This is a genomic window from Streptomyces sp. AC558_RSS880, from assembly GCF_019049255.1.
GTDB lineage: Bacteria > Actinomycetota > Actinomycetes > Streptomycetales > Streptomycetaceae > Streptomyces.
The window spans coordinates 47,096-59,417 of the sequence record NZ_JAGMUJ010000013.1 but is presented as its reverse complement, the minus strand read 5'-3'; the positions used below and the strand labels follow the sequence as shown (position 1 = coordinate 59,417).

Genomic DNA, 12,322 nt, shown 5'->3' with positions numbered 1-12,322 from the left:
GGGCCGCCGGGTGCCCGTCATCAGGCGTCCAGCAGCTCCTGCCGCGGCCCCGGGTCGTCCTTCCGGCGGCGGACCGGCGGCAACCGCGTCACATACGGGCGCAGCACCAGGGCCAGCACCGCTCCGGCCACGGCCCCCGGTATCGCCCACCACCATCCGGTGCCGTCTCCCGCACCTGACGCGGCCCGTGTCCCCGAGTCCGCCGCCGCGTCCTGCTCCGCACCGGAGCCCGACGCGTCCGATCCGGCGGTGGAACCGGAGGCCTCCGTCTCCCAGGGCGCCGGATAGATGCCGGAGGCCGGACCCGTCTCCGTCGTGTGGCCCATCACGCCCAGCTCGTACAGCAGCTTGTGCAGGTCGGACGGGTCCTCGGCGCGGTGCCAGACGCCGTTCGGCGTTTCCGGGAGTTTCGCCGCCGTGTGTATCCACACGTCCTCCTCGATGCTGCCGAGGAAGACCCGGTCCACACGCCAGGGCGTCACGTCGTGCAGCATCCACGACACGTTGATCAACCGGACCGAGGCCAGGTCGGCCTCCGGCGGCTTGTCCCGGGTGCCCCTGTCGGGCGGGCCGAGCAGCCGCTCCAGGGCGGCGTACTCCTTGTCGGAGTAGTACAGCGATGCGGTCTCCCCGCTCCCCGGCGAGACCACCAGCACGCTCGTCGGCCCTCCTGCGGAGGCCGGCGCCGCTCCCCACACCATCAGGGCCAGCGCAGCCGCCAACGCGCCCATTCCCGCCGTCAGTTGTCGAACTCTGCCCTTCCATCCACGCATCCGGACCCCCACTCGGCCGGTCGATCCCCGTGCGGCCCGCCCACGAGCCGCCTGGCACTTCTGGTACACCGCCCGACCCGCGGGGGTTCCCAGTCGGCGCACCACGAATTCCGCGACTCGGGGGCATCCGGCTACCGGCCCGTCTCCTCGACCGCCTCCGCGATTTCCAGCGCCCGCGCCTTCGACGCCACCCCCTCCAGCCGCAGCGTCACCCCTTCACCGGACCTACCGCCGTGCGGCCACAGCAGCGTCGGCCCCGCCGTGCGCTCCTCCCGGGTGAACCGGTGACCGTCCGCGTCCACCATCCAGAAGCTCAGGACGTGCGGTCGCGGGAACCACAGGGCTTGGTCGGGAATCCCACCCTCCCCGCCCAGCGACAGCCACTCCGGCTGCTCGCGCACGCTCTTGACGAAGGTGACGTCCAGCCGGGCCGGGAACTCGTCGAGCCGGATCGTCCGCCCCTGTTCCCGCCAGCACAGACTCACCAGGAACCGCCCCCGCGGCAGCCCGCTCACCGTCACCCCGTCCGGAGTGCCCAGCGCCTTCGGCACCAGCGGCCTGAACCCGGCCCGCCGTTCCGCCTCGCCGAGCGACACCGACCGCCCGCAGCCGGGCACCTCCGTGCCCGGCGAGGGCACCGCCGACGGGTCGTACCGCACCTCGACCCCGCCGAAGCCGAACCAGTCGGTCACCGCCGCCCGCACCGGAGGCGTCAGCGCCAGCACCGTCAGCAGCCCGCACAGGACCCCGACCAGCGACCGCCACCGCGCCCGCGTCCAGCGGCGCGCCGCCCGCAGCCGTGCGCCCGCGCCCGTCGGTTCGGCGACCGGCACCGGCAGTTCCTCGGCGAGTATCTGCCCCAGCACCCGCTCGACCATCGAATCGGACCTCGCGGCCCCGTCCGGCCCGTCCAGGGACCGGCCGAAGGCCCGCAGTTCCTCTCGCAGCCGGGCCGCCTCACCGTCGTACCGCTCACTCACGCCTCTCACCCCCTTCCCCGGGCCGGAAGTCCGGCAGCAGACGCTCCAGCTTGCGCAGGGCGCGGTTCAGCCGCGACTTCACCGTGCCCCGGGGCCAGCCCAGGGCCTGGGCGGTCTCCCGCTCGTCCATCTCCAGCAGATAGCGGTAGGTGACGACCAGTCGGTGCTCCTCGCTCAGCTTCTCCAGGGCGGCCACCAGCGCCCCGCGGCGCTCCGTCTCCAGCGTCGCGACCGCCGGATCGGCCGACTCCGGTATCACCGGTTCCGCCTTCACGAACGCCGCCTCCCGGTCGGCGAGTCCGTTCCGGCGCACGGCGGCGCGCACTGTGTTCCTCGTCTCATTGGCCACGATCGACAGCAGCCACGGCCGGAACGCCATGCCGTCCCGGAACCGGCCCAGCGCGCAGTACGCCTTGACGAAGGCCTGCTGCACCACGTCCTCCGCGTCCGCCCCCGCCCCGAGCGCGGCGGCCGCCCTGAGCGCGATGCCCGTATGGGCCCGCACCAGCTCCGCGTACGCCTCCGGCTCCCCGGCGCGTACGCGTGCGATCACCGCGGCCTCATCGACGATGCGGCCCCCCTCCCGCGTCCTCACGTCTTTGTTACACCGCCGGGGACGGATCGGTTCCCACCTGTTTCCGGTCGGTTCCGGACCGCCCCGCGGGACCTGAGAGAATGAGGAGCATGGCGACTGACCGACCCCGCGTGCTCTCCGGAATCCAGCCCACCGCAGGCTCGTTCCACCTCGGCAACTACCTCGGCGCCGTCCGCCAGTGGGTGGCCCTGCAGGAGACCCACGACGCGTTCTACATGGTCGTCGACCTGCACGCGATCACGGTCCCGCAGGACCCGGCCGAGCTGCGCGCCAACACCCGGCTGGCCGTCGCCCAGCTGCTGGCCGCCGGTCTCGACCCGGACCGCTGCACGCTCTTCGTGCAGAGCCACGTCCCCGAGCACGCCCAGCTCGCCTGGGTCATGAACTGCCTCACCGGCTTCGGCGAGGCCTCCCGCATGACCCAGTTCAAGGACAAGTCCGCCAAGCAGGGCGCCGACCGCGCCTCGGTCGGCCTGTTCACGTACCCGGTCCTGCAGGTCGCGGACATCCTGCTCTACCAGGCCGACGAGGTGCCGGTGGGCGAGGACCAGCGCCAGCACATCGAACTCACCCGCGACCTCGCCGACCGTTTCAACGGCCGGTTCGGCGAGACGTTCACGATGCCGAAGCCGTACATCCTCAAGGAGACGGCGAAGATCTACGACCTCCAGGACCCGGCGGTCAAGATGAGCAAGTCGGCGTCGACGCCGAAGGGCCTCATCAACCTCCTGGACGAGCCGAAGACCACCGCCAAGAAGGTGAAGAGCGCGGTCACCGACACCGACACGGTGATCCGCTACGACGTCGTGGAGAAGCCCGGGGTGAGCAATCTCCTCACGATCTACTCGACCCTCACCGGAGCGGACATCCCCGAACTGGAGCAGAAGTACGAGGGCAAGGGCTACGGTGCGCTCAAGACGGACCTGGCCGAGGTCATGGTCGAGTTCGTGACCCCGTTCAAGGAGCGCACCCAGCAGTACCTGGACGACCCCGAGACGCTCGACTCGATCCTGGCCAAGGGCGCAGAGAAGGCGCGTGCCGTCGCCGCGGAGACCCTCTCCCGGGCGTACGACCGGGTCGGTTTCCTGCCCGCCAAGCACTGAACCGCCGAGCGCCGGACCGGCGCTGAACCGGCCCACGGCCGCCGTCCGTACCACCGCACAGCGCTGCACATCACTCCGGTTGCGCCTGCCCGCATCCGGGTCGTGGTCGTACAGTCGATGACAGGGTGACCGTTCCGGCGGTCACCCGGTGCTCACCGCAGCTTCACCACCGCGCTTCACCACCACAACGACAGGAGACGACGTGGGGACCGTAACGATCGGTGTGTCGATCGCGGTCCCGGAGCCTCACGGCAGCCGGCTTCAGCAGCTGCGCGCGGGCTTCGGCGACGCCGCTGCTCACGGTATCCCCACGCACGTCACCCTGCTGCCGCCGACCGAGGTCGACGACGCCGACCTGGCGGCCGTCGAGGCGCATCTCGGCGAGGTCGCCGCGGCAGGCCGCCCGTTCCCGATGCGGCTGTCCGGCACCGGCACCTTCCGGCCGCTGTCGCCGGTGGTGTACGTCCGGGTCGTCGACGGCGGTGAGGCCTGCACCTGGCTGCAGAAGCAGGTCCGCGACGCCTCCGGCCCGGTCGCCCGCGAGCTGCAGTTCCCGTACCACCCGCACGTCACCGTGGCGCACGGCATCGAGGAGGCGGCCATGGACCGCGCCTTCGAGGAGCTCGCCGGCTACGAGGCCGAGTGGCCCTGCACCGGTTTCGCGCTCTACGAACAGGGCGCCGACGGGGTGTGGCGCAAGCTGCGCGAGTTCCCCTTCGGCTCCGCGGTGGTGCCCCCGCAGTCCGGGAGCGTGGACCGGGGATCCGTCTCCGCCCACTGAGCACCCCCGGCCGGCCCTCAGACCGGCAGCCGGCGGAACACCCCGCGCGGCAGGTGCCGCAGCGCCGACATCACCACCCGCAGCGCGCCCGGCACCCACACGGTCTCCGCGCGGCGCCGCAGTCCCAGCTCGACGGCCGCCGCGACCGCCTCCGGCGTGGTGGCCAGCGGCGCCTCGGGAAGTCCGGCGGTCATCCGCGTACGGACAAAACCGGGGCGTACGACCATGACGTGCACCCCCGTGCCGTACAGCGCGTCGCCGAGGCCCTGGGCGAAGGCGTCCAGGCCGGCCTTGCTGGAGCCGTAGATGAAGTTGGCGCGGCGGGCCCGCTCGCCCGCGACGGAGGAGAGCACCACCAGCGAGCCGTGGCCCTGTGCCTGGAGCGCGCTCGCGCACACCAGGCCCGCCGAGACCGCGCCGGTGTAGTTGGTCTGCGCGACCCGCACCGCGGCCGACGGGTCCCGCTCGTCGTGCGCCTGGTCGCCCAGGGTGCCGAAGGCGAGCAGCACCATGTCGACGTCGCCCTCGGCGAAGACCTTGCCGAGGGCGTCCTCGTGGGCGGCGGGGTCGAGCGCGTCGAAGGCGACCGTGCGCACCTCGGCGCCGAGGCCGCGCAGCTGCCCGGCGGCCTCGTCCAGGCCGGGGGAGGGGCGGCCGGCCAGCCACACCGTGCGGGTGCGGCGGGCGATCAGCCGCCGCGCGGTGGCCAGCGCGATCTCGGACGTACCGCCGAGGACGAGCAGGGACTGGGGGAGGCCGAAGGCGTCCTTCATGACGGCTCCTGGAGGTTGTCTAGAGATGGAGGCGGCGGGCCAGGTCGGAGACGAACACCCCGCGCGGGTCCAGTTCGGCGCGCAGCGCGCGGAAGTCGTCCAGGCGCGGGTACATGGCCGCGAGCAGCTCCGGGCGCAGCCGGGAGTCCTTGGCGAGGTAGACGCGTCCGCCGGCGCCGGCGACCTCCTCGTCGAGTTCGTCGAGGAAGCCGCCGAGGCCGGGCAGTGACGCGGGGATGTCCAGGGCCAGGGTCCAGCCCGGCACCGGGAAGGACAGCCAGCCGGGGTCGGCCTCCCCGAAGCGCTTGAGGACGGCGAGGAAGGACGGGCAGCGGCGCCCGGAGATCCGGCGCACGATCCGGCGCAGGGCGTCCTCCCGGCCGTGCCCGACGACGAACTGGTACTGCACGAAGCCGCCCCGGCCGTAGACGCGGTTCCAGTGCGGCACGCCGTCCAAGGGGTGGAAGAACGCGGGGATCCGCTGGAGCTGCCCCATCCGCGCGCGGGGGGCCTTGCGGTACCAGAGCTCGTTGAACAGTCCCACGGTGGTGCGGCTGAGCAGGCCCTCGGGGACGAAGGAGGGGGCGGCCGGGAGCCGGGAGGTGCGGAAGGAGAGGGGTTCCCCGCGCGCGCGGCTGCCCCGGGGCAGGGCGTCCAGGGGAGCGTGGTCGCCGCGCGTGAGCACCGCGCGGCCGGTGGCCCGGCCGCGGGCCAGCAGATCGATCCAGGCGACCGAGTAGCGGTAGCGGTGGTCGGTGTCGGCGAGGCGGGCCATCAGGTCGTCGAGGTCGTCCGCGCGCTCGGTGTCGACGCACATCAGCGAGGTCTCGACCGGCTGGAGCCGGACCGTCGCGGTGAGGATCACCCCGGTCAGGCCCATGCCGCCCGCGGTCGCCTCGAACAGCGGCGTGCCCGGCACGACCGTACGGACCCGCCCGTCGGCGGTGAGCAGCTCCAGGGACAGCACATGGCGGGAGAAGGAGCCGGAGACGTGGTGGTTCTTGCCGTGGATGTCGGCGCCGATCGCCCCGCCGACCGTCACATAGCGCGTGCCCGGCGTCACCGGCACGAACCAGCCGAGCGGCAGCAGCACCTCCATCAGCCGGTGCAGGGAGACGCCCGCGTCGCACAGCACGGTGCCGCCGTCGGCGTCGATCGCGTGCACGCGGTCCAGGCCCGTCATGTCGAGCACGGCGCCGCCCGCGTTCTGCGCCGCGTCCCCGTACGCCCGCCCCAGTCCTCGCGCGATGCCCCCGCGGGCCCCGCACTCCCGGACGGCCAGGGCGGCCTCCTCGTACGTCCGTGGGCGGATCAGCCGGGCGGCGGTGGGAGCGGTGCGGCCCCACCCCGTGACGGGAACGGTGTCGGCAGGCATGACGGTGACCGTATCGTCCCTATGTGACTTTTTAGTTTTGAAACGTCATCCCTATCCCTGAAACGGGTGATTAATGGGATGTCGCTCCCGGGCGACGGGAATTCCGGCCCGCCGGGCGTGAACAGTGGGTCCCCATGGACGACCTCCACGACCTCCCCCGCACCCGCGGTCTCCACGGCATGGACCACCGGATCGTCTCGGCCCTCAGAGCGTGCGGCGCGGACCCTCGCGTGGCCGGTGCCGCGCGGGTCCTGTCCCGGGCGGGGGAGCACGGGGCGGTGTGGCTCGCCGCGGGGCTCGCCGGAGCCGTCGTCGACCGCCCCCGGCGCGGCGCCTGGCTGCGCGGCACCGCGCTCACCGCGGGCGCCCACGTCGCCGGCTCGGTGGTGAAACGGGTCGTGCGCCGTCCGCGCCCCGCGCACGTCGAACCCCTGGTCGGTACGGTCGGCCGGCACTCCTTCCCCAGCGCGCACGCCACCTCGGCGGCGGCCGCCGCCGTCGCCTTCGGCGCGCTGGGCGCCCGCGCGGTGCCCCCGCTCGCCGCCGCCGTCTGCGTGTCCCGCCTGGTGGCCGGCGTCCACTACCCGTCGGACGTGGCGGCCGGCGCCGTCCTCGGCGCGCTCACGGCCCGCCTCGGCGCCCGCTGGATGACGGGAGGCCCCGCGTGACCCTCCTGCGCGAGCGCCCCGACCGACGGCAGACCGCACCGTCCGGCAGGGGCGGCCTGCTCAAGGGCCTGCTGCTGACCGCGCGGCCCAAGCAGTGGGTCAAGAACGTCCTGGTGATCGCCGCCCCGGCCGCCGCCGGCGAGCTGTTCTCCGTCCACGCCCTGACCCGGCTCGCCCTGGTCTTCGTCCTGTTCACCGCCTGCGCCGCCGCCGTCTACCTCGTCAACGACGCGCGTGACGCCGACGCCGACCGCGCCCACCCCGTCAAGTGCCGCCGCCCGGTCGCCGCCGGCCAGGTCCCCGTACCGGCCGCCTACGCCGCCGGAGCCGCCCTCGGCGTCCTCGCGCCCGCCGTCGCGGCCCGGCTGTGCCCCCCGGAGGCCGCCGCGCTGCTGACCGCCTACCTCGTCATGCAACTGGCGTACTGCGTCAGCCTCAAGCACGTCCTCGTCGTCGACCTCGTCGTCGTCACCACCGGCTTCGTGATGCGCGCGGTGATCGGCGGCCTCGCCCTCGGCATCCCCCTGTCCCGCTGGTTCCTCATCACCACCGGGTTCGGCGCACTGTTCATGGTCGCCGCCAAGCGCTACTCCGAGGCCGTGCGGATGACCGGGAAAGCGGGCGCCACGCGCGCGTTGCTCACCGAGTACACCACCGGCTACCTCCGCTTCGTCTGGCAGCTCGCCGCCGGCGTCGCCGTCCTCGGCTACTGCCTGTGGGCCCTGGAGGAGGGCGGCGTGCCGCACGCCAGCGTGCTGCCCTGGCGACAGCTGTCCGTGGTCGCCTTCGTCCTCGCCGTCCTCCGCTACGCCGTCTTCGCCGACCGCGGGACCGCCGGCGAACCCGAGGACGTGGTGCTGGGCGACCGCGCGCTCGCCGTCATCGGCCTGGTCTGGGCGGCGATGTACGCCCTGGCGGTGGCCGACTGGTGAGGGACCGTCCGCTCCGCCACCGGTCACGGAAGCCCGGTTCCGGGGTACCAGGACATGGGGCTTCCGGGACGGGGGCAGAGTCGGATCATGGACTGGCTGAAAAGGCTTCCGGTCGTCGGGCCGTGGACGGCCCGGCTGATGCTCACGCACGCGTGGCGGTCGTACGAGCGCCTGGACCGGGTGCACTGGACGCGGCTGGCCGCCGCGATGACGTTCACCAGTTTCGTCGCGCTGTTCCCGCTGCTCACCGTGGCCGCCTCGATCGGCGCCGCCACACTCAGCCGGGAACAGCGGGACACCCTCCAGGACAGGATCGCCGAGCAGGTGCCCGGCATCTCCGACCAGCTGAACATCGGGGACCTGGTGGAGAACGCCGGCACCATCGGGCTCATCGCCGGTGCCGCGCTGCTGTTCACCGGCATCAGCTGGGCCGGCTCCACGCGCGAATGCCTGCGCGCGGTGTGGGAGCTGCCCGACGAGGAGGAGAACCCCTTCCTGCGCAAGGGCAAGGACCTGGGCGTCCTCGTCGGCCTGGGCGGCGCGGTGCTGATCACCCTGGTCGCCTCCACCGTCGCCTCCGCGATGGTCGGCCGGATCAGCGACGCCATCGGGCTCGAGGAGGGCGGCTGGGGCGGGATCGTCCTGCACGTCGCGGCGTTCGCCGTCGCCGTCGGCGCCGACTTCCTGCTCCTGCTGTACGTCCTCACCCTGCTGCCCGGCGTCGAACCCGCCCGGCACCGTCTGATCGTCGCCGCCCTCACCGGCGCGGTCGGCTTCGAACTGCTGAAGCTGCTGCTCAGCGGCTACCTGCAGGGCGTGGCCACGAAGAGCATGTACGGCGCGTTCGGCGTCCCGGTGGCCCTGCTGCTGTGGATCAACCTCACCTCGAAACTGGTCCTGTTCTGCGCCGCCTGGACGGCGACGCGCGGCAAGCGGGACGAGGTCCCCGGGCTCACGGACGCGAGCGGCGGCGCACCAGGTCCGGCAGCGGCCAGCGCCGGTTGACCAGGAACGCACCGCCCGCGAGCAGCACGACCACCCCGCCGGCGATGCCCAGCGCGACCCCGATGCCGTCGGTGCCACCGCCCGACGCGGCGGTCGTCACCGGCTTCGCCCCGGCCGCGACGGCACCGTCCCCGGTGCCCCCGGCCTCACCGGGAGAGGCGGACGGGCCCGGCTGGGCACTGGCCTGCGCCGCGCTCCTCGGCCGCACCAGCTCGCCCACCGGCTCGACCTTGCCGGCCGCCTTGAAACCCCAGTCGAGGAGCTTCGCGGTCTCCTTGTAGACCCCGTTGCTCACGTTTTTCTGCGGGTTCATCACGGTGACCAGCAGTACCTTGCCGTCCCGCTCGGCGACACCGGTGAAGGTGGCGCCCGCGTTGGTGGTGTTGCCGTTCTTCACACCGGCTATGCCCTGGTAGACCGGCACGTCGGTGTCGCCGGCCAGCAGCCGGTTGGTGTTCTGGATCTCGAAGGACCCGCGGACCTTCTTGCCCTTCTTGTTCTTCTTCGTCTCACCGGGGAACCGCGCCCTGACCGTCGAGCTGTACTCCCGGAAGTCCTTCTTCTGCAGCCCGGAACGGGCGATCAGCGTCAGGTCGTAGGCGGACGACACCTGCTTCGGGGCGTCGTAACCGTCGGGGCTGACCACGTGGGTGTCGAGGGCCTGGAGCTCCTCGGCGTGCGCGTTCATCTCCTCGACGGTGTTCTCGACGCCGCCGTTCATCGCCGACAGCACGTGCACCGCGTCGTTGCCGGAGCGGAGGAAGACACCCAGCCACAGGTCGTGGACGGTGTACGTCTCGTCCTCCTTGATGCCGACCATGCTGGAACCGGAGCCGACCCCGGCCAGGTCGGACGGCTCGACCTTGTGCTCCGTCGTCCTGGGCCACTTCGGCAGCAGCGTGTCGGCGAACAGCATCTTCAGCGTGCTCGCCGGGGCCAGCCGCCAGTGCGCGTTGTGCGCGGCGAGCACCTCACCCGACTCGGCGTCGGCGACGATCCAGGAGCGGGCCGACAGGTCCTTCGGCAGCACCGGCACCCCGCTCGCGAGGTTGACCTGCGTCCCCGCCTGGCCGAGCCGGGCGCCGCCCACCTTGGACATGTTCGCCGGGGGCGTGGCCGACGGACTCGTCGACGGTTTCGGGGCCGCGAGCGCGACGGGTGCGGTCAGCGCGGTGGACAACAGGACGGCGGAGGCGACCAGCAGCGATCGCCGGACGGTGTTCTTGGGTGCGGGCACGACCGGAAACGTACATGCCATACCTGACGAAGTCCCGGGCAGGCCCCCACCCCGGGCAAGGATCCGGACACCGCCCGGTGATACTGGACATATGAAGCTCAGCCGCCCCGTCTCCTGGTTCCTGCTCGCCTTCGGGGTGTGGAGCTGGGTCATCTGGGTCACTTTCGTCAAGAACCTGGTCAAGGACAGCAGCGGACTCGCGTTCGAGGACGGGCACCCGACGGCGTACTTCTTCGTTCACCTGACGCTCGCCGTCGTCTCCTTCGTATTGGGGACGGTCATCGGGGGCATCGGGTTGCGCGGACTGCGCGCACTGAGCCGGACGTCACGGACGTCCTGACCGGGAACAGGGGAACTCCGCCTCGTGGCCATCGTTTTCGTACTCATCGCGCTACTGGTCGTGGCCGTCCTGGTGACGGGCAACTGGTACGTGTGGCGGCGTCTGTTCCGGGACACCACGAAGGGCCCGGGCGCGGTGCGCCGCGCGGGCGCCGTGGTGATCGTCGGCGGCTGGGTGCTGACCGTCGGGGCCCTCGTCGCCGAGCGCGGCGGGGCCCCCTTCTGGCTCCAGCAGGTCCTGGCCTGGCCCGGCTTCCTATGGCTGGCCCTGGCCCTGTACCTGCTGCTGGCGGTGCTCGCGGGCGAGCTGGTGCGCCCGGTGCTGCGGCGGATCCTGGACCGGCGGGCGGGGACTTCGGAGGCGGCGCCCGTACCGGCGCGGCCGGAGCCGATACCGGCCGGGCAGGGCACGGGGCGCGGTCCGGGCGGTGTGCCGGGTGACGGCGCGCCCGGGGACGGACCGGCGGCCGACGGCGGTGCGTCCGGCCCGCAGGAGCCGCAGGAGCCGCAGAACTCGCAGAACCCGCAGGAAGCGCCCGCCGGCCCTTCCCGGCGTCTGTTCGTCTCCCGTGTCGTCGGCGGGGCCGCCGCCGCGGCGGCCGTGGGGACCGTCGGCTACGGGACGTACGGCGTGCTGCGCGGTCCGCGGGTGAAGCGGGTCACCGTGCCGCTCGCCAAGCTTCCCCGCGCGGCGCACGGTTACCGCATCGCGGTGGTCAGCGACATCCACCTCGGGCCGGTGCTCGGGCGCGGCTTCGCGCAGAAGGTCGTCGACACGATCAACTCGACCCAGCCGGACCTGATCGCGGTCGTCGGCGACCTGGTGGACGGGAGCGTGAAGGACCTCGGCCCGGCCGCGGCCCCGCTGGCGCAGCTGAGGGCACGTCACGGCTCGTTCTTCGTCACGGGCAACCACGAGTACTTCTCCGGCGCCGAGCAGTGGGTCGAGGAGGTGCGGCGGCTCGGGCTGAACCCGCTGGAGAACGCCCGCACGGAGCTGCCGCACTTCGACCTGGCGGGGGTCAACGACGTGGCCGGCGAGGACGAGGGGCAGGGTCCGGACTACGCGAAGGCGCTCGGTGACCGGGATCGGGGGCGGGCGTGTGTGTTGCTCGCCCATCAGCCGGTGCAGATCCATGATGCCGTCGACCACGGTGTCGACCTTCAGCTGTCCGGGCACACCCACGGTGGGCAGCTGTTCCCCGGCAACCTTGTGGCCGGTCTGGCCAATCCCACTCTGGCGGGGCTCGATCGGTACGGCGACACCCAGCTGTACGTCAGCCGGGGTGCGGGGGCGTGGGGGCCGCCCACGCGGGTGGGTGCGCCGTCGGACGTCACGGTGATCGAGCTGGCATCCAAGCAGGCGTGAGGCGTTGGTGCGGGCCGGGGGTGGGTTTCGCTCACCCGCGCTTGCGGATGCCTCCCCCACTCTCGACTTCGCTCGAGCGGGAGGTACCCCCATCGCCCACCCGTGCCGCCCTGGGGGTACCTCCCAGGCCCTTTCGGGCCCTGGGGGAGGCACGACTGCCCGCAGCTAGGGGGAGTCAATGGGTCATGTTCGTACGGCGCTGGTGCTGATCGATCTGCAGTGGTGGATCGTCGACATGAAGTGGGGGCCGGTCGGTGGTGAGGTCGTCGTCGAGGACGTCACCGCGAGCCCCGACGAGGCGCGGCACCGCGAGGCCCTCGACCGGCTGACCGCGCTCGGCGCGCGCACCGCCCGGGTCGCCGACCTCACGGCCGCCGGGGAGTGACCCGGCC

Annotated in this window: 14 protein-coding genes; 8 read left to right on the top strand and 6 right to left on the bottom strand. The window is 72.8% G+C overall.

Features of this window, described 5'->3' with window-relative positions; genetic code table 11:
- Nucleotides 1-20: 20 nt before the first annotated feature.
- From KUM38_RS05055 to KUM38_RS05045, 3 genes are all read right to left on the bottom strand, one after another.
- The gene (locus tag KUM38_RS05055; RefSeq protein WP_254396699.1) at nt 21-731 is read right to left on the bottom strand and encodes a hypothetical protein; all 711 of its coding nucleotides are present in this window, start codon (nt 729-731) and stop codon (nt 21-23) included.
- A 173-nt stretch (nt 732-904) separates the two neighbouring features.
- Entirely contained in the window at nt 905-1,753 is an 849-nt protein-coding gene (locus KUM38_RS05050; RefSeq protein WP_217128055.1) for a hypothetical protein, read from the bottom strand.
- Nucleotides 1,746-2,306 (bottom strand): RNA polymerase sigma factor, encoded by a 561-nt coding sequence (locus KUM38_RS05045; RefSeq protein WP_217128054.1) that lies wholly within the window; start codon nt 2,304-2,306, stop codon nt 1,746-1,748. Before KUM38_RS05045 ends, KUM38_RS05050 begins: the two co-directional genes overlap by 8 nt.
- Nucleotides 2,307-2,437: 131 nt before the next feature.
- Here KUM38_RS05045 and trpS point away from each other — a divergent pair, with 131 nt between their 5' ends.
- On the top strand, nt 2,438-3,451 hold the full coding sequence (gene trpS, locus KUM38_RS05040; protein WP_217128053.1) for a tryptophan--tRNA ligase: 1,014 nt from the start codon (nt 2,438-2,440) through the stop codon (nt 3,449-3,451).
- A gap of 202 nt (nt 3,452-3,653) precedes the next feature.
- Nucleotides 3,654-4,232: a 2'-5' RNA ligase family protein gene (locus KUM38_RS05035; RefSeq protein ID WP_217128052.1), complete on the top strand. Its 579-nt coding sequence runs from the start codon at nt 3,654-3,656 to the stop codon at nt 4,230-4,232.
- A gap of 17 nt (nt 4,233-4,249) precedes the next feature.
- Here the strand turns inward: KUM38_RS05035 and KUM38_RS05030 are convergent, their stop codons facing one another.
- Together KUM38_RS05030 and KUM38_RS05025 are read right to left on the bottom strand one after the other, a co-directional pair.
- Complete coding sequence (locus tag KUM38_RS05030; protein ID WP_217128051.1) at nt 4,250-5,005, bottom strand: decaprenylphospho-beta-D-erythro-pentofuranosid-2-ulose 2-reductase; 756 nt, start codon at nt 5,003-5,005, stop codon at nt 4,250-4,252.
- A 19-nt stretch (nt 5,006-5,024) separates the two neighbouring features.
- Nucleotides 5,025-6,380 (bottom strand): FAD-binding oxidoreductase, encoded by a 1,356-nt coding sequence (locus KUM38_RS05025; protein WP_217128050.1) that lies wholly within the window; start codon nt 6,378-6,380, stop codon nt 5,025-5,027.
- A 134-nt stretch (nt 6,381-6,514) separates the two neighbouring features.
- Between KUM38_RS05025 and KUM38_RS05020 the strand changes: the two genes are divergently transcribed.
- The 3 genes from KUM38_RS05020 (at nt 6,515) to KUM38_RS05010 (ending at nt 8,985) form a co-directional block, all read left to right on the top strand.
- Nucleotides 6,515-7,048: a phosphatase PAP2 family protein gene (locus KUM38_RS05020; RefSeq protein WP_217128049.1), complete on the top strand. Its 534-nt coding sequence runs from the start codon at nt 6,515-6,517 to the stop codon at nt 7,046-7,048.
- A 5-nt stretch (nt 7,049-7,053) separates the two neighbouring features.
- The gene (locus tag KUM38_RS05015; protein WP_254396716.1) at nt 7,054-7,980 is read left to right on the top strand and encodes a decaprenyl-phosphate phosphoribosyltransferase; all 927 of its coding nucleotides are present in this window, start codon (nt 7,054-7,056) and stop codon (nt 7,978-7,980) included.
- Between the two features lie 87 nt (nt 7,981-8,067).
- A complete protein-coding gene (locus tag KUM38_RS05010) occupies nt 8,068-8,985 on the top strand; it encodes a YihY/virulence factor BrkB family protein (RefSeq protein WP_217128047.1) in 918 nt (305 codons plus the stop codon).
- Here KUM38_RS05010 and KUM38_RS05005 read toward each other — a convergent pair.
- Nucleotides 8,933-10,222, bottom strand: a complete 1,290-nt coding sequence (locus tag KUM38_RS05005) for a D-alanyl-D-alanine carboxypeptidase (protein ID WP_366812696.1) — start codon at nt 10,220-10,222, stop codon at nt 8,933-8,935. The two genes, KUM38_RS05010 and KUM38_RS05005, sit on opposite strands and share 53 nt — an antisense overlap.
- A 91-nt stretch (nt 10,223-10,313) precedes the next feature.
- Here KUM38_RS05005 and KUM38_RS05000 point away from each other — a divergent pair, with 91 nt between their 5' ends.
- From KUM38_RS05000 to KUM38_RS04990, 3 genes are all read left to right on the top strand, one after another.
- Entirely contained in the window at nt 10,314-10,562 is a 249-nt protein-coding gene (locus KUM38_RS05000; protein WP_030829790.1) for an SCO4848 family membrane protein, read from the top strand.
- Between the two features lie 24 nt (nt 10,563-10,586).
- Entirely contained in the window at nt 10,587-11,930 is a 1,344-nt protein-coding gene (locus tag KUM38_RS04995; RefSeq protein ID WP_217128045.1) for a metallophosphoesterase, read from the top strand.
- A gap of 178 nt (nt 11,931-12,108) precedes the next feature.
- Nucleotides 12,109-12,315, top strand: a complete 207-nt coding sequence (locus KUM38_RS04990) for a hypothetical protein (protein WP_217128044.1) — start codon at nt 12,109-12,111, stop codon at nt 12,313-12,315.
- Nucleotides 12,316-12,322 lie beyond the last annotated feature (7 nt).

What these genes read in the sequence shown, in the direction of transcription:
- KUM38_RS05010 (WP_217128047.1), top strand. Translation starts at nt 8,068, where the DNA reads ATGGACTGGCTGAAAAGGCTTCCGGTCGTCGGGCCGTGGACGGCCCGG.
- KUM38_RS05055 (WP_254396699.1), bottom strand. Translation starts at nt 731, where the DNA reads ATGGGCGCGTTGGCGGCTGCGCTGGCCCTGATGGTGTGGGGAGCGGCG.
- KUM38_RS05025 (WP_217128050.1), bottom strand. Translation starts at nt 6,380, where the DNA reads ATGCCTGCCGACACCGTTCCCGTCACGGGGTGGGGCCGCACCGCTCCC.
- KUM38_RS05020 (WP_217128049.1), top strand. Translation starts at nt 6,515, where the DNA reads ATGGACGACCTCCACGACCTCCCCCGCACCCGCGGTCTCCACGGCATG.
- trpS (WP_217128053.1), top strand. Translation starts at nt 2,438, where the DNA reads ATGGCGACTGACCGACCCCGCGTGCTCTCCGGAATCCAGCCCACCGCA.
- KUM38_RS05030 (WP_217128051.1), bottom strand. Translation starts at nt 5,005, where the DNA reads ATGAAGGACGCCTTCGGCCTCCCCCAGTCCCTGCTCGTCCTCGGCGGT.
- KUM38_RS04990 (WP_217128044.1), top strand. Translation starts at nt 12,109, where the DNA reads ATGGGTCATGTTCGTACGGCGCTGGTGCTGATCGATCTGCAGTGGTGG.
- KUM38_RS05000 (WP_030829790.1), top strand. Translation starts at nt 10,314, where the DNA reads ATGAAGCTCAGCCGCCCCGTCTCCTGGTTCCTGCTCGCCTTCGGGGTG.